The organism is Micromonospora sp. C28SCA-DRY-2 (genome assembly GCF_030519475.1).
Lineage (GTDB): Bacteria > Actinomycetota > Actinomycetes > Mycobacteriales > Micromonosporaceae > Micromonospora.
Window position 1 is genome coordinate 269,358 of the sequence record NZ_JAUMKD010000004.1, and the last position, 20,406, is coordinate 289,763.

Annotated in this window: 21 protein-coding genes; 14 read left to right on the top strand and 7 right to left on the bottom strand. The window is 74.7% G+C overall.

Annotated elements, in window-relative coordinates:
• The first annotated feature begins 68 nt into the window (after window positions 1-68).
• On the top strand, window positions 69-2,600 hold the full coding sequence (locus Q3W71_RS18820; protein ID WP_088996392.1) for an ATP-dependent Clp protease ATP-binding subunit: 2,532 nt from the start codon (window positions 69-71) through the stop codon (window positions 2,598-2,600).
• 451 nt (window positions 2,601-3,051) lie between these two features.
• Here the strand turns inward: Q3W71_RS18820 and Q3W71_RS18825 are convergent, their stop codons facing one another.
• Window positions 3,052-3,948 carry an A/G-specific adenine glycosylase gene (locus tag Q3W71_RS18825; protein ID WP_302920651.1) on the bottom strand — a complete coding sequence of 299 codons (897 nt, stop codon included), beginning with the start codon at window positions 3,946-3,948 and terminating at the stop codon, window positions 3,052-3,054.
• A gap of 96 nt (window positions 3,949-4,044) precedes the next feature.
• Between Q3W71_RS18825 and Q3W71_RS18830 the strand changes: the two genes are divergently transcribed.
• The 3 genes from Q3W71_RS18830 (at window position 4,045) to Q3W71_RS18840 (ending at window position 6,009) form a co-directional block, all read left to right on the top strand.
• A complete protein-coding gene (locus tag Q3W71_RS18830; protein WP_302920652.1) occupies window positions 4,045-4,557 on the top strand; it encodes a glycine cleavage system protein R in 513 nt (170 codons plus the stop codon).
• Window positions 4,554-5,138 (top strand): peptide deformylase, encoded by a 585-nt coding sequence (locus Q3W71_RS18835; protein ID WP_302920653.1) that lies wholly within the window; start codon window positions 4,554-4,556, stop codon window positions 5,136-5,138. The genes Q3W71_RS18830 and Q3W71_RS18835 overlap by 4 nt, the downstream gene beginning before the upstream one ends.
• A 163-nt stretch (window positions 5,139-5,301) precedes the next feature.
• Window positions 5,302-6,009: a hypothetical protein gene (locus Q3W71_RS18840; RefSeq protein WP_302920654.1), complete on the top strand. Its 708-nt coding sequence runs from the start codon at window positions 5,302-5,304 to the stop codon at window positions 6,007-6,009.
• Between the two features lie 46 nt (window positions 6,010-6,055).
• On the opposite strand, the gene disA is transcribed toward Q3W71_RS18840, so the two are convergent.
• From disA to Q3W71_RS18860, 4 genes are all read right to left on the bottom strand, one after another.
• Window positions 6,056-7,237, bottom strand: a complete 1,182-nt coding sequence (disA, locus tag Q3W71_RS18845) for a DNA integrity scanning diadenylate cyclase DisA (RefSeq protein ID WP_088997993.1) — start codon at window positions 7,235-7,237, stop codon at window positions 6,056-6,058.
• A gap of 142 nt (window positions 7,238-7,379) precedes the next feature.
• On the bottom strand, window positions 7,380-8,831 hold the full coding sequence (radA, locus tag Q3W71_RS18850; protein WP_302920655.1) for a DNA repair protein RadA: 1,452 nt from the start codon (window positions 8,829-8,831) through the stop codon (window positions 7,380-7,382).
• Between the two features lie 89 nt (window positions 8,832-8,920).
• Window positions 8,921-9,667 (bottom strand): hypothetical protein, encoded by a 747-nt coding sequence (locus tag Q3W71_RS18855; RefSeq protein WP_302920656.1) that lies wholly within the window; start codon window positions 9,665-9,667, stop codon window positions 8,921-8,923.
• A 138-nt stretch (window positions 9,668-9,805) separates the two neighbouring features.
• The gene (locus Q3W71_RS18860; protein ID WP_302920657.1) at window positions 9,806-10,645 is read right to left on the bottom strand and encodes a UbiA family prenyltransferase; all 840 of its coding nucleotides are present in this window, start codon (window positions 10,643-10,645) and stop codon (window positions 9,806-9,808) included.
• Between the two features lie 46 nt (window positions 10,646-10,691).
• Here Q3W71_RS18860 and Q3W71_RS18865 point away from each other — a divergent pair, with 46 nt between their 5' ends.
• From Q3W71_RS18865 to Q3W71_RS18880, 4 genes are all read left to right on the top strand, one after another.
• Complete coding sequence (locus Q3W71_RS18865) at window positions 10,692-11,441, top strand: methyltransferase domain-containing protein (protein WP_302920658.1); 750 nt, start codon at window positions 10,692-10,694, stop codon at window positions 11,439-11,441.
• A gap of 45 nt (window positions 11,442-11,486) precedes the next feature.
• Complete coding sequence (locus tag Q3W71_RS18870; protein WP_302920659.1) at window positions 11,487-12,653, top strand: acyl-CoA dehydrogenase family protein; 1,167 nt, start codon at window positions 11,487-11,489, stop codon at window positions 12,651-12,653.
• Window positions 12,654-12,738: 85 nt separating this feature from the next.
• The gene (locus tag Q3W71_RS18875; protein ID WP_302920660.1) at window positions 12,739-13,791 is read left to right on the top strand and encodes a type III polyketide synthase; all 1,053 of its coding nucleotides are present in this window, start codon (window positions 12,739-12,741) and stop codon (window positions 13,789-13,791) included.
• A gap of 38 nt (window positions 13,792-13,829) precedes the next feature.
• Window positions 13,830-14,453 (top strand): hypothetical protein, encoded by a 624-nt coding sequence (locus tag Q3W71_RS18880; protein WP_302920661.1) that lies wholly within the window; start codon window positions 13,830-13,832, stop codon window positions 14,451-14,453.
• Window positions 14,454-14,519: 66 nt separating this feature from the next.
• Here the strand turns inward: Q3W71_RS18880 and Q3W71_RS18885 are convergent, their stop codons facing one another.
• Window positions 14,520-15,188: a hypothetical protein gene (locus Q3W71_RS18885; RefSeq protein ID WP_302920663.1), complete on the bottom strand. Its 669-nt coding sequence runs from the start codon at window positions 15,186-15,188 to the stop codon at window positions 14,520-14,522.
• 326 nt (window positions 15,189-15,514) lie between these two features.
• Here Q3W71_RS18885 and Q3W71_RS18890 point away from each other — a divergent pair, with 326 nt between their 5' ends.
• From Q3W71_RS18890 to Q3W71_RS18905, 4 genes are read left to right on the top strand one after another with little or no spacing between them, the layout of a single operon-like run.
• Entirely contained in the window at window positions 15,515-16,000 is a 486-nt protein-coding gene (locus Q3W71_RS18890) for a CarD family transcriptional regulator (protein WP_007073334.1), read from the top strand.
• A gap of 56 nt (window positions 16,001-16,056) precedes the next feature.
• Window positions 16,057-16,752 (top strand): 2-C-methyl-D-erythritol 4-phosphate cytidylyltransferase, encoded by a 696-nt coding sequence (gene ispD / locus Q3W71_RS18895; protein ID WP_302920665.1) that lies wholly within the window; start codon window positions 16,057-16,059, stop codon window positions 16,750-16,752.
• 16 nt (window positions 16,753-16,768) lie between these two features.
• Window positions 16,769-17,251, top strand: a complete 483-nt coding sequence (gene ispF, locus Q3W71_RS18900; RefSeq protein ID WP_302920666.1) for a 2-C-methyl-D-erythritol 2,4-cyclodiphosphate synthase — start codon at window positions 16,769-16,771, stop codon at window positions 17,249-17,251.
• 10 nt (window positions 17,252-17,261) lie between these two features.
• Complete coding sequence (locus Q3W71_RS18905) at window positions 17,262-18,287, top strand: tetratricopeptide repeat protein (RefSeq protein WP_302920667.1); 1,026 nt, start codon at window positions 17,262-17,264, stop codon at window positions 18,285-18,287.
• A gap of 7 nt (window positions 18,288-18,294) precedes the next feature.
• On the opposite strand, the gene Q3W71_RS18910 is transcribed toward Q3W71_RS18905, so the two are convergent.
• Window positions 18,295-18,939 carry a TetR/AcrR family transcriptional regulator gene (locus Q3W71_RS18910; RefSeq protein WP_302920668.1) on the bottom strand — a complete coding sequence of 215 codons (645 nt, stop codon included), beginning with the start codon at window positions 18,937-18,939 and terminating at the stop codon, window positions 18,295-18,297.
• Window positions 18,940-19,057: 118 nt separating this feature from the next.
• Between Q3W71_RS18910 and Q3W71_RS18915 the strand changes: the two genes are divergently transcribed.
• Window positions 19,058-19,972: a sigma-70 family RNA polymerase sigma factor gene (locus Q3W71_RS18915; protein WP_302920669.1), complete on the top strand. Its 915-nt coding sequence runs from the start codon at window positions 19,058-19,060 to the stop codon at window positions 19,970-19,972.
• 90 nt (window positions 19,973-20,062) lie between these two features.
• Window positions 20,063-20,290: a hypothetical protein gene (locus Q3W71_RS18920; protein WP_302920670.1), complete on the top strand. Its 228-nt coding sequence runs from the start codon at window positions 20,063-20,065 to the stop codon at window positions 20,288-20,290.
• Window positions 20,291-20,406 lie beyond the last annotated feature (116 nt).

Genomic DNA, 20,406 nt, shown 5'->3' on the forward strand with positions numbered 1-20,406 from the left:
CGTTCGCGCACCGGCCCCGCCAAGATCTTTGACCATCAAGGCGCACGGCACGTGAGGAGCACGAGGGCATGTTCGAGCGGTTCACCGACCGAGCGCGACGGGTTGTCGTCCTGGCCCAGGAAGAGGCCCGGATGCTCAACCACAACTACATCGGTACGGAGCACATCCTGCTGGGCCTGATCCACGAGGGTGAGGGTGTCGCGGCAAAGGCCCTGGAGAGCCTCGGCATCTCCCTCGAGGGCGTCCGCCAGCAGGTCGAGGAGATCATCGGCCAGGGCCAGCAGGCGCCGAGCGGGCACATCCCGTTCACGCCGCGGGCCAAGAAGGTGCTGGAGCTGTCGCTGCGCGAGGCGCTGCAGCTCGGCCACAACTACATCGGCACGGAGCACATCCTGCTCGGTCTGATCCGCGAGGGTGAGGGCGTCGCCGCCCAGGTGCTGGTCAAGCTCGGTGCGGACCTCAACCGGGTCCGCCAGCAGGTGATCCAGCTGCTCTCCGGCTACCAGGGCAAGGAGCCGGCCGCGGCGGGCGCCGCGCCGGGCGAGGCCGCGCCGTCCACCAGCCTCGTGCTGGACCAGTTCGGCCGCAACCTGACCCAGGCCGCCCGCGAGGGCAAGCTCGACCCGGTCATCGGGCGCGAGAAGGAAATCGAGCGGGTCATGCAGGTGCTCTCCCGCCGTACCAAGAACAACCCGGTCCTGATCGGTGAGCCCGGCGTCGGCAAGACCGCCGTGGTGGAGGGGCTGTCCCAGAAGATCATCAAGGGCGAGGTGCCCGAGACGCTGAAGGACAAGCAGCTCTACACGCTCGACCTCGGTGCGCTGGTCGCCGGTTCCCGCTACCGCGGTGACTTCGAGGAGCGCCTCAAGAAGGTGCTCAAGGAGATCCGCACCCGGGGCGACATCATCCTGTTCATCGACGAGATCCACACCCTGGTGGGTGCGGGTGCCGCCGAGGGCGCGATCGACGCGGCGAGCATCCTCAAGCCGATGCTGGCCCGTGGCGAGCTGCAGACCATCGGCGCCACCACGCTGGACGAGTACCGCAAGCACCTGGAGAAGGACGCCGCTCTCGAGCGCCGGTTCCAGCCGATCCAGGTGGGTGAGCCGTCGCTGGCCCACACCATCGAGATCCTCAAGGGGCTGCGCGACCGCTACGAGGCGCACCACCGGGTGAGCATCACCGACGCGGCCCTGGTCGCGGCGGCGACGCTGGCCGACCGCTACATCTCCGACCGCTTCCTGCCGGACAAGGCGATCGACCTGATCGACGAGGCCGGCGCCCGGATGCGGATCCGCCGGATGACCGCGCCGCCAGACCTGCGCGACTTCGACGAGCGCATCGCCCAGGTGCGTCGCGACAAGGAGTCGGCGATCGACGCGCAGGACTTCGAGCGCGCCGCGCAGCTGCGCGACAAGGAGAAGCAGCTCCTCGGCCAGAAGGCCCAGCGGGAGAAGGAGTGGAAGGCCGGTGACCTGGACGTCGTCAGCGAGGTCGACGACGAGCAGATCGCCGAGGTGCTCGGCAACTGGACCGGCATCCCGGTCTACAAGCTGACCGAGGAGGAGACCTCGCGCCTGCTGCGCATGGAGGACGAGCTGCACAAGCGCGTCATCGGCCAGGAGGACGCGGTCAAGGCGGTCTCGAAGGCGATCCGGCGTACCCGCGCCGGCCTGAAGGACCCGAAGCGTCCCTCGGGCTCGTTCATCTTCGCCGGCCCGTCCGGCGTCGGTAAGACCGAGCTCTCCAAGGCGCTCGCCGAGTTCCTGTTCGGCAGCGAGGACGCCCTCATCCAGCTGGACATGTCCGAGTTCCACGACCGCTACACGGTCTCCCGGCTGGTGGGTGCTCCTCCCGGCTACGTCGGCTACGACGAGGGCGGGCAGCTGACCGAGAAGGTGCGGCGTCGGCCGTTCTCGGTGGTCCTCTTCGACGAGATCGAGAAGGCCCACCCGGACGTGTTCAACACGCTGCTCCAGATCCTGGAGGACGGTCGGCTCACCGACGGTCAGGGCCGGATCGTGGACTTCAAGAACACGGTCATCATCCTGACCACCAACCTGGGCACGCGCGACGTGGCCAAGGCGGTGTCGCTCGGCTTCCAGGCGTCGGAGGACTCCGAGTCCAACTACGACCGGATGAAGCAGAAGGTCAACGACGAGCTCAAGCAGCACTTCCGGCCCGAGTTCCTGAACCGGATCGACGACACCATCGTCTTCCACCAGCTGCGGGAGAACGAGATCCTCTCGATCGTGGACATCATGATCGCGCGGATCGAGACCCAGCTGCGGAACAAAGACATGGGTCTGGAGCTGACCGACAACGCCAAGAAGTACCTGGCGAAGAAGGGCTTCGACCCGGTGCTCGGTGCGCGTCCGCTGCGTCGCACGATCCAGCGCGACATCGAGGACAACCTCTCCGAGCGGATCCTCTTCAACGAGCTGACCCCGGGTCAGATCGTGGTGGTGGACTGCGAGGGCGACCCGAGCAACATCGACAAGTCCAAGCTCGTCTTCCGGGGCGCCGACAAGCCGGTCGACGTGCCGGACGCGGTCCCGGCCGACCTCGGCGGCACCGCCGCCGCGGGCGCGGACGAGTAAGGCCGAACAGCACGAGGGCGACGGCCCGGTGGCACCCGCCACCGGGCCGTCGCCCTTTCTGCGCCCCGCCCACCCTCGCCCCCGACCGCGCGCCTCGGGCCAGGGCGTACGCCCGTTGAAACACCTGCGCATCGTCAGCCGACCACGGGCGGCCCGGCTCGGCTCCGCCCGACTCGGCTCCGCCCGACTCGCCGGGCTCGGCTCGGCCCGCTCGGCTCGCCGGGCTCGGCTCGGCCCGCTCGGCTCGCCGGGCTCGGCTCGGCCCGCTCGGCTCGCCGGGCTCGGCTCGGCCCGCTCGGCTCGCCGGGCTCGGCTCGGCCCGCTCGGCTCGCCGGGGGCCTGGCTCGGCTCGGCCCGCCCGGCTCGGCCCGCCCGGCTCGGCCCGCCCGGCTCGGCCCGCCCGGCCCGGCCCGGCGCGGCGCCGCGCAGCGGCGGGCTCGGCGGCGTGGTGTCAGGTGGCGGGCGTGGGCGTGTCGCCGGTCAGCCGGAAGGAGGAGTCGTCGGCCGGCTCGACCAGGCCGTCCTGGACCAGCGCGGCCAGGGCCCGGGACCGCTGTACGTCGTCCGCCCACACCTGGTCGAGTCGCTGGCGCGGCACCGGGCCGGTGGCCTCCCGCAGCACCCCGAGCAGCAGCCCGCGGACCTGCCGGTCGGTGCCGGCGTACCGCTGGGGACGCCGGGTCGGGCCGGCCGGCGCGGGCTGGCCGGAGGCGCGCCAGGCACAGACCGACTCGGCCGGGCACCCGGCACAGCGGGGCGCCCGGGCGGTGCAGACGACCGCGCCCAGCTCCATGAACGCCGCGCTGGCCAGCGCCGCGGCGGCCGGCTCGGCGGGCAGCAGTTCCTCGGTGGCGACCAGGTCGGCGGGCCGGGTCACCGGCCCGGCGTCCGGCTCACCGGCCACCGCCCGGGCGACCACCCGCCGCACGTTGGTGTCCACCACCGGGTGCCGCTGCCCGTACGCGAACGCGGCCACCGCCCGAGCCGTGTACGTGCCGATGCCCGGCAGGGCCAGCAGGTGGTCCAGCCGGTCCGGCACCCGGCCGCCGTGCCGCTGCACGATCGCCACCGCGCACTCGCGCAGCCGGACCGCGCGTCGGGGGTAGCCGAGCCGTCCCCACATCCGGATCGCCTCGGCCGGGGTGTCCGCCGCCAGCGCGGCGGGCTCCGGCCAGCGCGCCAGCCACGCCTGCCAGGCGGGGACCACCCGGACCACCGGGGTCTGCTGGAGCATGACCTCGCTGACCAGGATCGCCCACGGGCTCACGTCCGGTGCGCGCCATGGCAGATCACGGGCGTTCTCCTGGTACCACCGGCTGACCAGGGTGGTGAAAGTGGGTGCACTCATCGCGGAGCCGATGATGTCACGCGGCCCGGTCCCGCAGGTTGGGCGGCCCGGGCGGGCCGTCGCGGCGACGGCGGACGGATCGGGCAGAATGCCCGGATGAACGAGCTCGCGATCACCGTCATCGGCCGGGACCGGCCGGGCATCGTGGCCGACGTCGCCGAGGTGCTCGCCCGGCTCGGCGCGAACCTCACCGACAGCACGATGACCCGGCTGCGCGGGCACTTCGCGATGACGCTGATCTGCGTCGGCCCGGCCGCCGCCGAGGTGGAGGCCGCGCTGGCCCCGCTCGCCGCCGACGGTCAACTGCTGGCGACCGTACGCGCGGTCACCCCGGACGGTGAGCTGGCCCCGGGCGGCGAGCCGTACGTGATGGCGGTGCACGGCGCCGACCGGCTCGGCATCGTGGCCGCGATGACCCGGGTGCTCGCCGACGCGGGCGGCAACGTCACCGACCTGAGCACCCGCCTCACCGGGACGCTCTACGTGGTGGTCGCCGAGGTGGACCTCCCGCCCGGCACCGCCGACGCGCTCGCCGGCCGGCTGGCCGAGACGGCAGCCGAGCTGGGCGTCGGGGTGAGCCTCCGGCCGGCCGACCCGGATCTGCTGTGACCGGCGACGCGAACGCACCGGACGCCGACGGGTACGCCGGCCTCGGCGACTGGACCCCGGACACGCTGGCCGTGCCGGGGGAGGTGCGTCGGGTGGTGGCCGCCCCGCACCCGGTGCTGAGCCGGCCCGGCGGCGAGGTGGACCCGACCTCGGCGGAGACCGTGCGGCTGGCCGCCGACCTGATCGCCACCATGCGGGTGTCGCCGGGCTGTGTCGGCCTGGCCGCCCCGCAGGTCGGGGTGGGGGCGCAGGTCTTCGCGGTGGACGTCACCGGCCACCCGAAGGCGGTCACCGTGCACGGCACCTTCGTGCTCTGCAACGCCCGGGTGGTCGAGGCGACCCGGTGGAAGCCGGGGCGCGAGGGCTGCATGTCGGTGCCCGACCTGACCGGTGACGTGAAGCGGGCCAGCCGGCTGGTGGTGGAGGGCGTGCTGCCCGGCAGCGGTGCGCCGGTGCGGCTGGTCACCGACGGGTTCGAGGCGCGGGCCCTGCAACACGAGATCGACCACTGCGCCGGGCTGCTCTTCCTCGACCGGGTCGCCGGCGCGCACGCCGTCTACCAGCGCAAGGTCTATCTCTGACGGCGAGGGCCGGCGGCCGGCCGCAGGTGCGGTGCGAGGGGTCGCGGGCGGTCGCCGCGCGGGACCGCGACCGTCGTGAGTGGAGGGTTGATCCGGTGAGCAGTCGACACCCCGGCGCGTCGCGGCGGGCTGGGAGGCGGTCGCCGCTACGGTGGGGGGCATCATGCGTCTGACGGTCGGCCCCCTGCCACCCGCCGTTTACTGGCGGCGTCGCGCCGTCGTACTCGGAGCGGGGCTTCTTTTCCTGATTGTCCTGCTCTACTCCTGCACCGGCTCGGATCCGGATCGGAAGACGACCGGCGGCGCGCAGCCGAGCGCCAGCGCCACGTCGTCCGCCGCCACGCCGGAACCCACCGGCTCGGTGCTCACCCCGCAGACCGGCGCACCGCCGTCGGGCGACGCGGGCTCCGCCGAACCGTCGGGGGAGCCGACCGTCACCAACGGTCCGGTCGCCGGTGCGCCGGTGGTCGACGACGGCACCTGCACCGACGTCGAGATCACCGTGACCCCGGTGGCGCGGCCCGCGTCGGTGGTCCGCGGTGCGGTGGTGGACCTGCAACTGAAGATCAAGAACCGGTCCGAGCGGACCTGCAGCCGCGACGTCGGCGCCGACGCGCAGGAGTTGTTCATCAAGTCCGGGGCCGAGAAGATCTGGTCGTCCGACACCTGCGGCACCGGCAAGGGCCGCGACGTGCAGTCGTTCACGCCCGGCTTCGAGCGGTCCTACCAGGTCGGCTGGAACGGCAAGTCGTCCAGCCGCTGCGCGAACGGGGTGGCCGCGGGCGAGGTCCCGCCGGCCGGGACGTACCAGGTCTTCGCCCGGGTCGGCAGCAAGCTCAGCGAGCCGGTCAAGCTCACCCTCACCGGCTGACCGCCCACGGGGCCGGCCGGGCCGGCGGTCAGCCCGTAGCGGCCGGTCAGACGTAGCGTTCCAGGATGGACGCCTCGGCGAGCCGGGACAGCCCCTCCCGTACGCCGCGGGCGCGGGCGTCGCCCACCCCCTCGACGGCCTGGAGGTCCTCCACGGTCGCGCCGAGCAGCCGCTGGAGGCTGCCGAAGTGCAGCACCAGCCGGTCCACCACGGCGACCGGCAGCCGGGGCACCTTGGCCAGCAGCCGGAAGCCGCGCGGGCTCACCGCGGCGTCCAGCGCGTCCGAGGCGGCCGGGTAGCCGATCGCCTTGGCCACCGAGACCAGGTCGATCAGCTCGGTGGCACCGAGCAGGTCCAGCTCGACCAGCGCCTCGTCGAGGGTGCGCGACTTGCGGCCGGCCGGGAGGTAGTCGCGGATGACCAGGGTGCGGTCGGCGTCCACGCCGGCCATCAGCTCGTCGAGCTGGAGGGCCAGCAGCCGGCCGTCGGTGCCCAGCTCCACCACGTAGCCGGCGATCTCGTCGGCGATCCGGCGGACCATCTCCAGCCGCTGCACCACCGCCACCGCGTCGCGTACGGTGACCAGATCCTCGATCTCCAACGCGGAGAGGGTGCCGGAGACCTCGTCCAGCCGCAGCTTGTAGCGCTCCAGCGTGGCCAGCGCCTGGTTGGCCCGGGACAGGATCGCCGCCGAGTCGTCGAGCACGTGCCGCTGGCCGTTGACGTAGAGGCTGATGATCCGCATCGACTGGCTTACCGAGATCACCGGATAGCCGGTCTGCCGGGCGACCCGCTCGGCGGTGCGGTGCCGGGTGCCGGACTCCTCGGTGGGGATGGTCGGGTCGGGCATCAGGTGCACAGCGGCCCGGACGATCCGGGTGCCGTCGCTGGAGAGCACCACGGCCCCGTCCATCTTGCACAGCTCGCGGACCCGGGTGGCGGAGAACTCGACGTCCAGCGGGAACCCGCCGGTGCAGAGACCCTCGACGACCTTGTCGTAGCCGAGGACGATCAGCGCGCCCGTACGGCCGCGCAGGATCCGCTCCAGCCCGTCGCGCAGGGCGGTGCCGGGCGCCATGAGGGCCAGGTTGGCCCGGAGCGGATCGCCGGCGGAACTGCCGCCCCCGGTCACGTTGACGCTGATCGGACGGGCGGGCGAGCCCACGGCGCCGGTGCGGGCGTGGGGCGTCGCGCCGGCAGGCTTGGTGGTATCGCGGTCGATCGGCACGGGCACAGTCTACGGACTGCCCTGCGGTGGGTGCTGTCGTGGTTACTGTGATGTGTCGCGATGTCCGGTGCGGGTGGTGCGCACCGACCCTTGCGTGATGCCCGGTATCGCCCCGGCTGCCCGCCCGGCGGCCCGCTGTCGGTCACTCCGCGGAGACGCGGGCCGCCGCCTGGAGCGCGGCCCGGACGTCGGTGACCTCCGTCACGAATAGCTGCTCCGAGGCGACGCCGGTGCTCTCCGGGCCGCAGCCGGGTGGCACCAGCGCGTAGCGGAAGCCCAGCCGGGCCGCCTCGGCCAGCCGGCGGGGCACCGCACCGACCCGCCGGACCTCGCCGGTCAGGCCGACCTCGCCGATCGCCACCAGGTGCGGGGCGATGGCCAGGTTGAGCCCGCCGGAGGCGACCGCGAGCGCGACGGCCAGGTCGGCGGCCGGCTCCACCACCCGGATGCCGCCCACCGTGGCGGCGAAGACCTCCCGGTCGTGCAGGGTCAGCCGCTCGGTACGCCGCTGGAGGACCGCCAGCACCATCGCCAGCCGGGCCGAATCCAGCCCGGAGACCGTCCGCCGGGGCGAGCCGGCGACCGTGGCGCCGATCAGCGCCTGCACCTCGGTGACCAGGGCCCGCCGCCCCTCCATCGCCACCGTGACGCAGGTGCCCGGCACCGGCTCGGAGTAGCGGGTCAGGAAGAGCCCGGACGGGTCGGCCAGGCTGCTGATGCCACCCTCGTGCATCTCGAAGCAGCCCACCTCGTCGGCGGCGCCGAACCGGTTCTTGACGCCGCGCACCATCCGCAGCGAGGAGTGCTTGTCGCCCTCGAAGTGCAGCACCACGTCGACCAGGTGCTCCAGCACCCGGGGCCCGGCCACCTGGCCGTCCTTGGTGACGTGGCCGACCAGCACGGTGGCGATGCCGCGCTCCTTGGCGACCGCGACCAGGGCGGCGGTCACCGCCCGGACCTGGGTCACCCCGCCGGGCACGCCCTCGGTGCCGGTGGTCGAGATGGTCTGCACCGAGTCGAGCACCAGCAGGCCCGGCTTGACCGCGTCGAGGTGCCCGAGCACCGCGGCCAGGTCACTCTCGGCGGCCAGGTAGAGCTGGTCGTGCAGGGTGCCCATCCGCTCGGCCCGCAACCGCACCTGGCTGACCGACTCCTCACCGCTGACCACCAGCGAGGGGCTGCCCGCGCCGGCGGCCCACTGCTGGGCCACGTCGAGCAGCAGGGTGGACTTGCCGACCCCCGGCTCGCCGGCGAGCAGCACCACCGCGCCGGGGACCAGGCCACCGCCGAGCACCCGGTCGAGCTCGCCCACCCCGGTCGGCCGGGCCCGGGCGGGCGCGGCGCTGATGGTGGCGATCGGCCGGGCCGGCTCGGCCGGCATCCGGGAGCTGACCACCCGCCCGGAGACGGTCGGGCCGGTCACCGTGCACTCGACCACCGAGCCCCACTCGCCGCACTCCGGGCACCGCCCGACCCATTTCGGGGGCTGGTGGCCGCAGGCGTCGCACTCGTAGGCCGGGCGGGGCTCACGGGCGGCCGCGCGGCCGCGCCCGGCCGCCCCGGCGCGGGGTGAGGTCGATCGGGAGGTGGTCACACCGGGACGTTAGTCCCCGCGTACGACGAAAACACCGCCGGCGTGGCGGTCACCACGCCGGCGGTGTCACCGGATGCTCGTGCGGGCGGTCAGTGCCCGGCTTCGTGGCCCTCGTAGCCGCCCTCGCGCTCGATGATCGGCGACGGGCGGGCCGGCGGGGTGAGCGGCACCGCGACCGGCGCCGGGCCGGTGAGGCTGACGCCGTTGCCGAAGTCGAAGGTCACGAAGATGTTCTGCCCCGAGCGCACCGCCTCGTTCAGCCCGACGAGCTGGAGGATCTGGTTCGACTCGGCGTTGAGCTGCACGTAGCTCAGCGGCGGGATCTCGATCCGGGCCGGCTCACCGGCCGGGGCGGACGGGGTCGCCGACGGCGACTCGGACGGGGACTCCGACGGGCTGGCCGTGCCGGACGGGCTGGCCGTGCCCGTCGGGGTGGCCGACCCGGTCTCCGCGGGGGTGGCCGTCGGGGAGGCCGCCTCGGACGGGGTGGCGGACGGGCTGGCCGACGCGCCGTCGCCGGTGATCACCACCTCGCGGGCGTCCTGGCTGGTGACGGTGACCGTGACCGGGTTCCGCGAGTCGTTGTAGATCACGGCGTTGAGCAACGCGTTCGCGCCGGCCTGGTAGCCCTCCAGGCCGGGGAACTCGACCAGCAGGCCGCGCACCGCGAACTCGCCGTTACGGGCCGACAGGTTGACCCCCTGGACCGACGGCTCCTTGTTGGCGGTCTCGGAGACCTGGCCGGCGCCGCACCCGGACAGCAGCAGCCCGGTCGCCGCAGCCATCCCGGACAGCAGCAGGGCCGCCCGCCGGGAACCCCTGATCGAGCGCGTCACGTCGGTCCTCCTCGTCACGATCCCACCCGGGCCTACCCGGGCGCACGGTGGCCATGCCCGCGCAGACCGCGCTCCAGGGTAGTTGGGGCTGATCGAGGGCCGCACGCCGACCCGGGGATGCCACCTGGCGGGGGTACCTCACACCACCCGCCCGCTGCTCACCAGCAGCACCACGTCGATCAGGGCCACCAGCATCACCGCCCGGAAGGCGGCCACCGGGCGGCCGCCGGCCCGGGCGGTGGCCCGCCCGCCGTACCAGCTCAGCGGCGGCACCACGACGGCGGCCGCGACCGCGGCCAGGCCGACCCCCGACGGCGGGCCGGGCGGCCCGACCACCAGGGTGGCCGTCGCCGCGAGCAGCAGCCCGGCGGCGGCCACCCGGCTGCCGGCCGGCCCGAGCCGGTGCGGCAGCCCGCGCACCCCGGTCCGGGCGTCGTCGGCGAAATCGGGCAGGACGTTGGCGAAGTGCGCGCCGGCGCCCAGACAGGCCGCGGCGGCGACCAGCCAGACCGGTGGCGCGGGCGCGCCGGGCAGCGCCAGCACCACGAAGGCGGGCAGCGACCCGAAGGAGACCGCGTACGGCAGCACCGAGACCGGGCTGGACTTCAGCGGCCAGTCGTAGAGCAGGGCGGAGACCAGGCCGGCGGTGGCGCAGAGCGCCGCCAGCGGGTTGGTGGCCAGGGCGAGCGTCGGGGTGGCGAGCGCGGCCGCCGTCGCGGCCAGGGCCACCGTGCGCCGGCCGACCGCGCCCGCGGCGACCGGCTTGTCGGTACGCCCCACCGTGGCGTCCCGGTCGGCGTCGAGCGCGTCGTTGGCCCAGCCGACGGCGAGCTGGCTGGCCAGCACCGTGAGCACCACGGCGACCACTCCGGACGGCCGGTGGCCCACTCCCGCGGCGAGCAGACCGGCCACTGTGGTGACCGCCGCGGCCGGTTCCGGATGGCTCGCCCTGACCAGCCCTAACACCGTCGACGACATAACGGAAGTCTGGTCGTTACCGGTGAGTCGTGCCACGCTCGGAGCCATGCGAGACGCGGGCCGGACCCTGCCGCGCAACGATCCGCGCCAGTACGACGACCTGGCCGGCGAGTGGTGGCGGCCGGACGGCGCGTTCGCCATGCTGCACTGGCTGGCCGAGGCCCGGGCGGCGCTGGTGCCGCCGGCGTCCCGGCCCGGCGCGCTCCTGGTCGACCTGGGCTGCGGCGCCGGGCTGCTCGCCCCGCACCTGGCCGGCAAGGGCTACCGGCACGTCGGCGTGGACCTCACCCGGTCGGCCCTGGACCAGGCCGCCGAGCACGGCGTGACGGTGGTCCAGGGGGACGCCACGGCGGTGCCGCTCGCCGACGGCTGCGCGGACGTGGTGGCCGCCGGCGAGCTGCTGGAGCACGTGCCCGACTGGCGGCGCGCGGTGGCCGAGGCCTGCCGGCTGCTCCGGCCGGGCGGCCTGCTGGTGCTGGACACCCTCAACGACACCGCGCTGAGCCGGCTGCTCGCCGTCCGGATCGCCGAGCGGCTGCCCACCGTGCCGCGCGGGATCCACGATCCGCGGTTGTTCGTGGACGCCCGGGCGCTGGTGGCGGAGTGCGCCCGGCACGGCGTAGGGCTGCGGCTGCGCGGCGTCCGGCCGGCGATCGGCGGCCTGCTGGGTTGGCTGCTGCGGCGGATGCGTGAGGGCGACCGTCCGGACGCGACGGACGCCGGTCCGTCGCCCCGGATCGTGCCGACCTGGTCGACGGCCGTGCTCTATCAGGGGCGTGGCACACGAAGCGGGTAGCCCGGGCCGCGCGGGGGTAAGGACTGGACCGAGGAGGGGGCGGGTATGACGCTGCACGCGCTGGAGGCGGCGGGGCGGTTGGCGCCGCGGTTCGCCGCTCGGGCGGGGGAGCACGACCGGGACGGCTCGTTCCCGGTCGCCGACTTCCACGACCTGCGGGAGGCCGGGCTGCTCGGCCTGATGGTCCCCCGCGAGCTGGGCGGGCTGGGGGCCACCTTCGCCGAGTACGCCGCGGTCGCCACCGAGCTGGCCCGGGGCAACGGTGCCACCGCCCTGGTGTTCAACATGCACGCCTCGGTCACCGGCGCGCTCGGCGCGGTCACCGAGGAGCTGGCCACGGCGCTCGGCGTGCCGGACGAGGCGCTGGCGGCCCGTGACCGGCTGCTCGCCGCCGCCGCCGAGGGTTCCTGGTACGCGGTGGCGATGAGCGAGCGGGGCGCCGGTGCCCGCCTCTCCCAGCTCGCCACGGTCTACGAGCCGGTCGACGGCGGCTACCGGATCAAGGGCAGCAAGACCTTCTGCTCCGGCGCGGGGCACGCCGACGGCTACCTGGTGGCCGCGCGCAGCGTCGCCGACCAGTCGGTGGTCTCCCAGTTCCTGGTGCCGGCCGGCGACGGCCTGACCGTCGAGCCGAGCTGGGACTCGCTCGGCATGCGCGCGACCGCCTCGCACGACCTGCACCTGGACGTCACCGTGCCGGCCGACCGGCTGCTCGGCGGGGTGGAGGGGCTGGCCCTGGTGGTCGCCCAGCTGATGCCGCACTGGCTGGTGGCCAGCTACGCCGCAGTCTACGTCGGGGTGGCCCGGGCGGCGGTCGACGCGGCCGCCGAGCACCTCAACGCGCGCAACCTGGCCGGCCTGCCCGCGGTCCGCGCCCGGCTCGGCCGGGCCGACGCGGCGGTGGCGGCGGCCCAACTGGTGGTCGAGGAGGCGGCCCGCCGGGTGGACGAGGCGCCGGGCGACGCGGAGACCAACCGCTGGGTGTGGCGGGCCAAGCTGCTGGCCGGCACGACCGCCGCCGACGTCGCGGCGTCCATGCTGGAGGCGGCCGGCACCTCGGCCACCCGGCGGGGCCACCCGCTGGAGCGGCTCTACCGGGACGCGCGCTGCGGGTCACTGCACCCGGCCACCTCCGACGTGTGCGCCGACTGGCTCGGTATCGCGGCGTTGGGCGGCGACCCGGACCGGGACGGCTCGGCGCCTCGTTGGTGAACACGAGGAGTTCACCGCGGCGGCGCGCACCCTGGACCGGGGGCGCCATGGTGGACGTGCAGGGGATCACGACGAGAGGTGGAGCATGGTGGCCGTACCAGTGATCGCGGGTCTCGGTACGGCGCACCCGCCGTCCGCCGCGCAGGACGAGCTGTGGGCCGGGTTCTTCTCCCGGCACTTCTCCGGCACCACCCGGGCGCTGGCGGAGCGGATCTTCGCCCACTCCGGGGTGACCCGCCGCCAGGCGGCGGTCAACCCGCTGCTGGAGGACGTCTCCGACTGGCCCACCGAGCGCCGGATGCGCCGCTACCAGGTGGAGGCGCTGCCGCTGGGCAAGGAGGCGGTGGGGCGGGCGCTCACCGCGGCCGGGCTCGCCGCCGGCGACGTCGGGCTCTTCATCGTCTGCTCGTGTACCGGCTACGCCACCCCGGGCCTGGACATCCTGCTCGCCCGCGACCTGGGCATGGCGCCGGAGACCCAGCGGATGTTCGTCGGCCACATGGGCTGCTACGCCGCGCTGCCCGGGCTGGGCGCGGCGAGCGACTTCGTCACCGCCCGCGGCCGGCCGGCGCTGCTGCTCTGCGCCGAGCTGACCAGCCTGCACATCCAACCCTCCAGCGCCCGGGTGGACACCCAGCAGATCGTCTCGCACGCGCTCTTCTCGGACGCCGCGGTCGCCGCGGTGGTCGTGCCCGGTGGCCGGGGGTACGCGGTGCGCGAGGTCACCTCGGTCACCGACACCTCCACCGCCGACCACATGACCTGGGACGTCACCGACACGGGTTTCCGGATGGGGCTCTCCCCGAAGGTGCCGCAGGTGCTCTCCACCCACGTCCGGGGCCTGGTCGACGACCTGCTGGGCCGGCACGGCGCGACGTTGTCCGGGGTGGACGGCTGGGCGGTGCACCCCGGTGGTCCGCGCATCCTCAACGTGGTGGAGCGGGAGCTGGCGCTGCCGCCGGCCGGGCTGGCCGCGTCCCGGGCCACCCTGGACGAGCACGGCAACTGCTCGTCCCCGACCGTCCTGCTGATCCTGGACCGGTTGCGCCGGGCGGCGGCACCCCCACAGCGGGTGCTGATGCTGGCGTTCGGGCCGGGTCTGACCCTCTACGCCGCCCTGCTCGAACGGCGGGACTGAGCGCGACGGACCAGGCGGGCGACGGTTACCCTCGCCGCATGGACGCCGACGCGGACGACCGCCCGCCGGCCGGGGTCGGTGACCGGTTGCGGACCGGCGTGCTGGCCGGCCTGGCGGTCGCCGCGCTGGTCGCCGGTGGCGCGTGGTGGCGGGCGAACGCGCCGGCCACCGGGCCGCTGTCCACCGTGCCGGCAGCGCCGGCCGCGTCGCCGGCGCCCCGTTCCGAGGTGGTGGTCGGCGACAGCGACCGGAGCGTGACCTTCCGCGTCGACCCGGTCACCGGCGCCGCCCTGCGGCTGGACCGGCAGCCCGAGCCCGGGGCCGTCGAGCCCTTCTGGCGGTACGACGACGACGGCTGGCTCGACCGCCCGGACGACCTCATCTGGCGGGAGCGGGCCACCGTCACCCCGCAGCGCCCGGTCACCCGGCAGACCGCCACCGAGTACGGCGCCCGCCACGTGCTCCAGTTCCGCTGCACCGGGCCGGGCGAGCTGCTGGTCTCGGTGCTCGGCGCGCGGGCCGGCGATCCGTTGACCAGCGGCTGCGACGGCTCGCTGGTCACCACCCAGGCGATCAGCCGGGGCGGGCCGCTGCGGGTCACCCTGTCGGCCGCCGGGGCCGAGCCGGTCCGGGTCGAGGCGCGACTGATCGCCGTGCCCTGACCGGGCCGAGGCGCGATCTGGCCGCGAGCCCCTGACCGGCGGGGCCGGTCGGTGCGGCGGATCGGGTCAGCGGGCGAGGCTGGCCAGGTCGGCCCGGTAGTCCTCCACCGAGCGGACCTCCGGCACCACCCGCACCAGTACGCCGGAGCGGTCCACCAGGAGCACCGTGGCGGCGCCGGGACGGGCCGGCAGGTGCAGGAACGCGCGCAACCCGCCGGCCGGGTCGGCGAGCGGGCGGACGCCCGGGCCGGGCGGCGGGGTGGCGGTCACCGCGCGGCCCCCGGTGACGGTGACCACGGTGACCCCGGCCGGCGCGGCGGCCGCGGCCTCGACCACCCGGTCCGCGCAGACGCAGCCGTCCACCAGGACGATCACCGCGGGCAGCAGGCCGCGCAGCGGCACCGGCGACTGCCCGGCGTCGACCAGGTCCAGCGCCGGCAGCGGCCGGCCGGCCAGCTCGGCGGGCGTCGGTCGGGGTACGACGGTCGGCTCGTCGGTGCGGGACGACCGGGGCCAGGTCACCGCGAACAGCCCGGCCACCGTGGTGAGCACCGCGACCAGCAGGACGAGCAGCGGGAAGGCGAGCGCCGGGCGGGCGCTGCCGGACCGGCGTAGCTCGCGGCGGATCCGGGCGGCCTCGTCGGCCAGCGCGGAGGCGTCGTCCGGGACGACCACCCGGCCCCACTCGGGGGGCAGGTCCGGCAGTCCGGGGCCGTCGGCGTCAGGCTTGCCCATCGGACCCCCTGGAACGGCTCGGGAGCGGACAGCGGCTCACCCTCCAGCGTCCCGCACGCCGCCTCCTGCCGCTACACCTGGGCGCACCGGCTCGTACCGGGATACCATGAGTCGAGCGCATAGCCCTTGATCTCGACGTTCGCGTCACTCGTACCGGGACGTCATCCACACGTCACGGAGCGTGTTCAAACCATCGGTTTGGCGGCCTGTCAAGCTGAAGAAATACCTCTCACAGGGCCCCTGAGCTGCGCCAACGGTCAGGACAGCGGTGAGACATCGGTGCCTGAGCGTGTTACCCTAGACACAGCGAAAGGGGTTTCGAACCTATGGTTTTCAGTGTCGGCGAGACCGTTGTTTACCCCCACCACGGGGCCGCACTCATCGAGGCAATCGAGACTCGGGTCATCAAGGGCGAGCCCAAGCAGTACCTCGTCCTGAGGGTCGCGCAGGGTGACCTGACGGTCCGGGTACCCGCTGAGAACGCCGAGATCGTGGGTGTGCGCGAGGTGGTCGGCGAAGAGGGCCTGGGCAAGGTCTTCGACGTTCTCCGGGCTCCGCACACCGAGGAGCCGACCAACTGGTCGCGGCGTTACAAGGCGAATCTGGAGAAGCTGGCCTCCGGCAACCCGCTGAAGGTCGCCGAGGTCGTCCGCGACCTGTGGCGCCGGGAGCGGGAGCGGGGTCTTTCCGCGGGTGAGAAGCGCATGCTCGCCAAGGCCCGCGACATTCTCGTCGGCGAGGTCGCGCTGGCCGAGAAGAGCACCAAGGACGAGGCGGAGACGCTGCTCGACAAGGTGCTCACCGAGGCCTAGTCCCCACAGCATCGTCGTACCCGATTCGTAGCGAAGAAACCACCGAGGACCGCGACGTGACCGCGCAGCTCAATCCGCGCGGTGACGTCGCGGTCCTCGTGCCTGCGGCCGGTGCCGGCGTACGGCTCGGCCCCGGCCGGCCCAAGGCGCTGCGTCCGCTCGCCGGGGAGCCGCTGCTGGTGCACGCGGTCCGCCGGCTCGCCGCCGCGCCGTCGGTGCACACCATCGTGGTGGCCGCCCCGGCCGCCGAGGTGGCCGCCGTCCGCGCGCTGCTCGACCCGATCGCCCCGGTGACCGTGGTACCCGGCGGGGCGGAACGGCAGGCGTCGGTGGCCGCCGCGCTGGCCGCGGTGCCCGCCGGCCCCGAGATCGTCCTGGTGCACGACGCGGCACGCGCGCTCACCCCGCCCGAGCTGGTGGAATCCGTCGCGGCGGCGGTCCGGGCCGGCCACGACGCGGTGATCCCGGTGCTCCCGGTGGTCGACACGGTCAAGGAGGTCGGCGCCGACGAGGTAGTCCTCGGCACCGTCGACCGTTCCGCGCTGCGGGCGGTGCAGACTCCGCAGGGCTTCCGCCGGGCGGTGCTGACCGCCGCGCACGCCGCCGCCGGCGACCCGCTCACCGACGACGCCGGCCTGGTCGAGAAGCAGGGCGTGCCGGTGCGCTGCGTCCCCGGCTCCGAGTACGCGCTGAAGATCACCCGGCCGTTCGACCTGGCGCTGGCCGAGCACCTGCTGGCCACCGGCGGCTGACGCGTACCCTCTGTCCATGATCGTTCCCCGGGTGGCCGTCGGCACCGACGTGCACGCCTTCGCGCCCGGCCGGCCGTGCTGGGTGGCCGGCCTGCTCTGGCCCGACCAGGACGGCCTGGCCGGCCACTCGGACGCCGACGTGGCCGCGCACGCGGCCTGCAACGCGCTGCTCTCCGCCGCCGGCCTCGGCGACCTGGGTTCGAACTTCGGGGTGGCCGAGCCGGAGTGGGCCGGCGCCTCCGGCGTCGCCCTGCTCACCGAGAGCGCCCGCCGGGTGCGCGCCGCCGGGTTCGCCATCGGCAACGTGTCGGTGCAGGTGGTCGGCAACCGGCCGAAGATCGGCCCGCGCCGGGCGGAGGCCGAGCAGGTGCTCTCGGCGGCGGTCGGCGCGCCGGTCAGCGTCTCCGCGGCCACCACCGACGGGCTCGGCTTCCCGGGCCGGGGCGAGGGGCTCACCGGGATCGCGGTGGCCCTGGTGTACCCGGCGCCGGACGCCTAGGCTCGCCGCGATGTCCAGCGACGCCACCTCCGACCGGTCCGCCGCCGACGGCTACCTCCAGCGCGCCCGGCTCCTCGCCGAACTCGGCCGCTACGACGAGGCCGCCGCGGAGGTCGCGTACGCGGTCGCCCTGGAACCGGAGAACCCCGAGGCGCTCACCATGCTCGCCCGGGTGCACCTGGCCGCCGAGCGGCCGGCCGAGGCGCTCACCGCCGCCGACGCCGCGGTGGCCGCCGCCCCGAACGCGGTCCCGCCGCTGGTCGCCCGCGGGATGGCCCTGGCCGACCTGGAGCGGTACGCCGAGTCGGCGCGTACCGCCGACCAGATCCTGGCGCTCGGCCCCGACGACGCGTACGCCCAGCGGAACGCGGCGGCGATCCTGGCCGGCTCGCGCAACGGGCAGCTGGCGCTGAACGCGGCCTGGCGCGGGGTGGAGCTGGCCCCCGAGGAGCCGCAGGCGCACCTGGTGCTCGGCCTGGTCGCCGCCAACATGGAGCTGTTCGACCTGGCCGAGCGGGCCTACCGGGAGGCGCTGCGGCTGGATCCGCAGCTGGCCGAGGCGCGCCACGACATCGGCGTGCTCCGGTTGGAGCAGCGGCGCTGGAGCGACGCCCTGGAGCACCTGGCCGAGGCCGCCGCGATGAGCCCGGGCCGGGTGGACTCCGGCCGGACCATCTCCGCCGGGGTACGCCAGCTCGTGCTCTACGGCGCGGGCTGGACGATGATCGCCGCCGTGGTGATCGCCTGCATGGCGCCGGGCGGCGAGGGACTGTCCCGGGTGGCCGCGACGTTCGCGGCACTCGGCGGCGCGCTGGTGGTGTGGCGGTTCGCCGCCAAGCTGCCCGGCCTGACCCGGACGATCCTGCCGAGCCTGCTGCGCTCCGACCGGATGCTCGCGCTCGCCGTGTACGCGGCCGCCGGGGCGCCCCTGCTGATCCTGCTCTACGCCCTGGTCGGCACCCCGTGGCCGCTGGTCCTGGCCATCGCCATCGCCGCCGCTGCCGAGTTGACCGTCTTCAGCCGCGCCCAGTACTGAGCACCCGTCAGTCGGCGGGCCGGACGGCGTAGTCGCCGAGGGCGGGCTCCAAGGCGGCGAAGGCGGTGCGGACGTGCCCGGTGACGATCCGGGCGATCTCGTCGTTGCCGTGACCCGCCAGCGTCAGCCGTAGCGTCTCCTCGAGCAGCAGCCGTAGGACGCCACCCAGTTGGACGGCCGCGACGCGCGGCCGCAGGTCGTCGGCGGGCGCGCCGGTCTCCTCGGCGAGCACGCGCGCCAGCGCCCGCTCCCGGTCGTCGTGGAACTCCCGCAGCCGGGCGACCAGCGCGGGACTGCCGGTGACCATGCGGGCGAACTGCGGACCGGTGAAGCCGATGACCGGGTCGTGCCCGGCCACCGCGGCGAGGTACTCCCGGCGCAGCGCGGCCAGTGCGGACTCGCCCGGGCGGCGTTCCCGGACGGTGGTGACCGGCCCTTCGACGAACGCGTCGCGCAGGTCGAGCGCGAGGTCCTCCTTGCGGGGGAAGTAGTTGGTCACCGTCATCTTGGCCACCTGCGCGGCGGCCGCGATCTCGGCGATCGTGACGTTGTCGAAGCCGCGCTCCAGGAACAGCCTGGTCGCCTGATGGGAGATGTTCTCCCTGGTCTGGCGCTTCTTCAGGGCCCGCAGGCCGGTCGTCTGTGCGGTCATCACGACAGCTTACATGTATCCATCCTAAATTTGTTGTTGACATCTTTCTAGGTCGGTCATAAGTTTAGGCCGCATCCAGGCGCTGGTGCGCCGCCCGGCCGTCGAAGGGAGTTCGCTCATGACCGTGACCGATTCGGTGGGTGCCTACCTCAAGGAGATCGGCCGGACCCCGCTGCTCACCGCCGAGCAGGAGGTGGAGCTGGGCGCGCGGATCGAGGCCGGAGCACTCGCCCAGCGCCGCCTGGACGCCGCCCCGGACGGGCTCGCCGCGGACCAGCGGGCCGCCTGGGAGCGCCTGGCCGCCGACGGCCGCCTCGCCCGGCACCACATGATCGAGGCCAACCTCCGCCTGGTCGTCTCGATCGCCCGGCGCTACGTCCGCGACGGCGGGCTGCCGCTGCCGGACCTGGTCCAGGAGGGGGTCATCGGGATGATGCGCGCGGTGGAGAAGTTCGACCACCGGCGTGGGCTGAAGTTCTCCACCTACGCCACCTGGTGGATCAAGCAGGCGCTCGGCCGCGCGCTGGCCGACCAGAGCCGGACGATCCGGGTGCCCGCGCACATGGCCGAGCTGATCAACCGGGTGCACCGCGTCCGTCGCGCCCTGCTCCGGGACCTGGGGGAGGAGCCGACCCCGGCGCGGATCGCGGCCGAGCTCGACCTGAAGCCGGAGAAGGTCGAGCAGGCGCTGCGGTACGACCGGGAGCCGATCTCCCTGCACACCCCGATCGGCGAGGACGGCGCACAACTCGGCGACTTCCTCACCGACGAGGCGCCGGATCCCGCCGCCCAGGTCGCCGCCGCCGCCCTGCGCTCCCACCTGGACACCGTGCTGTCGGCGCTGACCGAGCGGGAGGCGACGGTCGTCGCCCAGCGGTACGGCCTCGCCGACGCGGAACCGCGCACCCTGGACCAGATCGGCCGGGCACTCGGCCTGACCCGGGAACGCATCCGGCAGATCGAGGCCAAGGCGATGACCAAGCTCCGCCACCCCACCCGGACCCGGGTGCTGGCCGACCTCCTGGCCGCCTGACCTCCTGGCCGCCCGAGCAGAAGGGAGCAGGGCTTGACCCCTGACCCGACCATCCGATCCGCCCGCCCGAGCCGCACCCGAGGAGGCCCCATGACACCGCTGACCATCGAGGCGTACGCGGCAGCCCAGCTCGACGCCGCACCGGCGACCGTCCGGACCGGCCCCGACGCCGGCCGCACCGGCAAGCCGGGCTCGGAACAGCCGGACCGTCGCCCGGAGCACCGCCGCCGGCTGCCCGCTGCCCAGCCCCGGCCCTGGGCGGTACGGCAGCACGGCCAGCCCCGGCGCGGCGCCGTGGTCCACCGGGGCCGGCGCTGAGCGCCGGGCCGGACGGCGGGCCGGGCGCTGTCCGTCACCCGGCCCGCCGGTGAGCACAGCCGGCGTGGTCGCGGCCCGGTGGTCCGGCCGCGATCACGCCGGCGGGCGCCCGGTCG

What these genes read in the sequence shown, in the direction of transcription:
- Q3W71_RS18820 (WP_088996392.1), top strand. Translation starts at nt 69, where the DNA reads ATGTTCGAGCGGTTCACCGACCGAGCGCGACGGGTTGTCGTCCTGGCC.
- Q3W71_RS18825 (WP_302920651.1), bottom strand. Translation starts at nt 3,948, where the DNA reads ATGAGTGCACCCACTTTCACCACCCTGGTCAGCCGGTGGTACCAGGAG.
- Q3W71_RS18830 (WP_302920652.1), top strand. Translation starts at nt 4,045, where the DNA reads ATGAACGAGCTCGCGATCACCGTCATCGGCCGGGACCGGCCGGGCATC.
- Q3W71_RS18840 (WP_302920654.1), top strand. Translation starts at nt 5,302, where the DNA reads ATGCGTCTGACGGTCGGCCCCCTGCCACCCGCCGTTTACTGGCGGCGT.
- Q3W71_RS18860 (WP_302920657.1), bottom strand. Translation starts at nt 10,645, where the DNA reads ATGTCGTCGACGGTGTTAGGGCTGGTCAGGGCGAGCCATCCGGAACCG.
- Q3W71_RS18865 (WP_302920658.1), top strand. Translation starts at nt 10,692, where the DNA reads ATGCGAGACGCGGGCCGGACCCTGCCGCGCAACGATCCGCGCCAGTAC.
- Q3W71_RS18870 (WP_302920659.1), top strand. Translation starts at nt 11,487, where the DNA reads ATGACGCTGCACGCGCTGGAGGCGGCGGGGCGGTTGGCGCCGCGGTTC.
- Q3W71_RS18875 (WP_302920660.1), top strand. Translation starts at nt 12,739, where the DNA reads ATGGTGGCCGTACCAGTGATCGCGGGTCTCGGTACGGCGCACCCGCCG.
- Q3W71_RS18880 (WP_302920661.1), top strand. Translation starts at nt 13,830, where the DNA reads ATGGACGCCGACGCGGACGACCGCCCGCCGGCCGGGGTCGGTGACCGG.
- Q3W71_RS18885 (WP_302920663.1), bottom strand. Translation starts at nt 15,188, where the DNA reads ATGGGCAAGCCTGACGCCGACGGCCCCGGACTGCCGGACCTGCCCCCC.
- Q3W71_RS18890 (WP_007073334.1), top strand. Translation starts at nt 15,515, where the DNA reads ATGGTTTTCAGTGTCGGCGAGACCGTTGTTTACCCCCACCACGGGGCC.
- ispF (WP_302920666.1), top strand. Translation starts at nt 16,769, where the DNA reads ATGATCGTTCCCCGGGTGGCCGTCGGCACCGACGTGCACGCCTTCGCG.
- Q3W71_RS18905 (WP_302920667.1), top strand. Translation starts at nt 17,262, where the DNA reads ATGTCCAGCGACGCCACCTCCGACCGGTCCGCCGCCGACGGCTACCTC.
- Q3W71_RS18910 (WP_302920668.1), bottom strand. Translation starts at nt 18,939, where the DNA reads ATGACCGCACAGACGACCGGCCTGCGGGCCCTGAAGAAGCGCCAGACC.
- Q3W71_RS18915 (WP_302920669.1), top strand. Translation starts at nt 19,058, where the DNA reads ATGACCGTGACCGATTCGGTGGGTGCCTACCTCAAGGAGATCGGCCGG.
- Q3W71_RS18920 (WP_302920670.1), top strand. Translation starts at nt 20,063, where the DNA reads ATGACACCGCTGACCATCGAGGCGTACGCGGCAGCCCAGCTCGACGCC.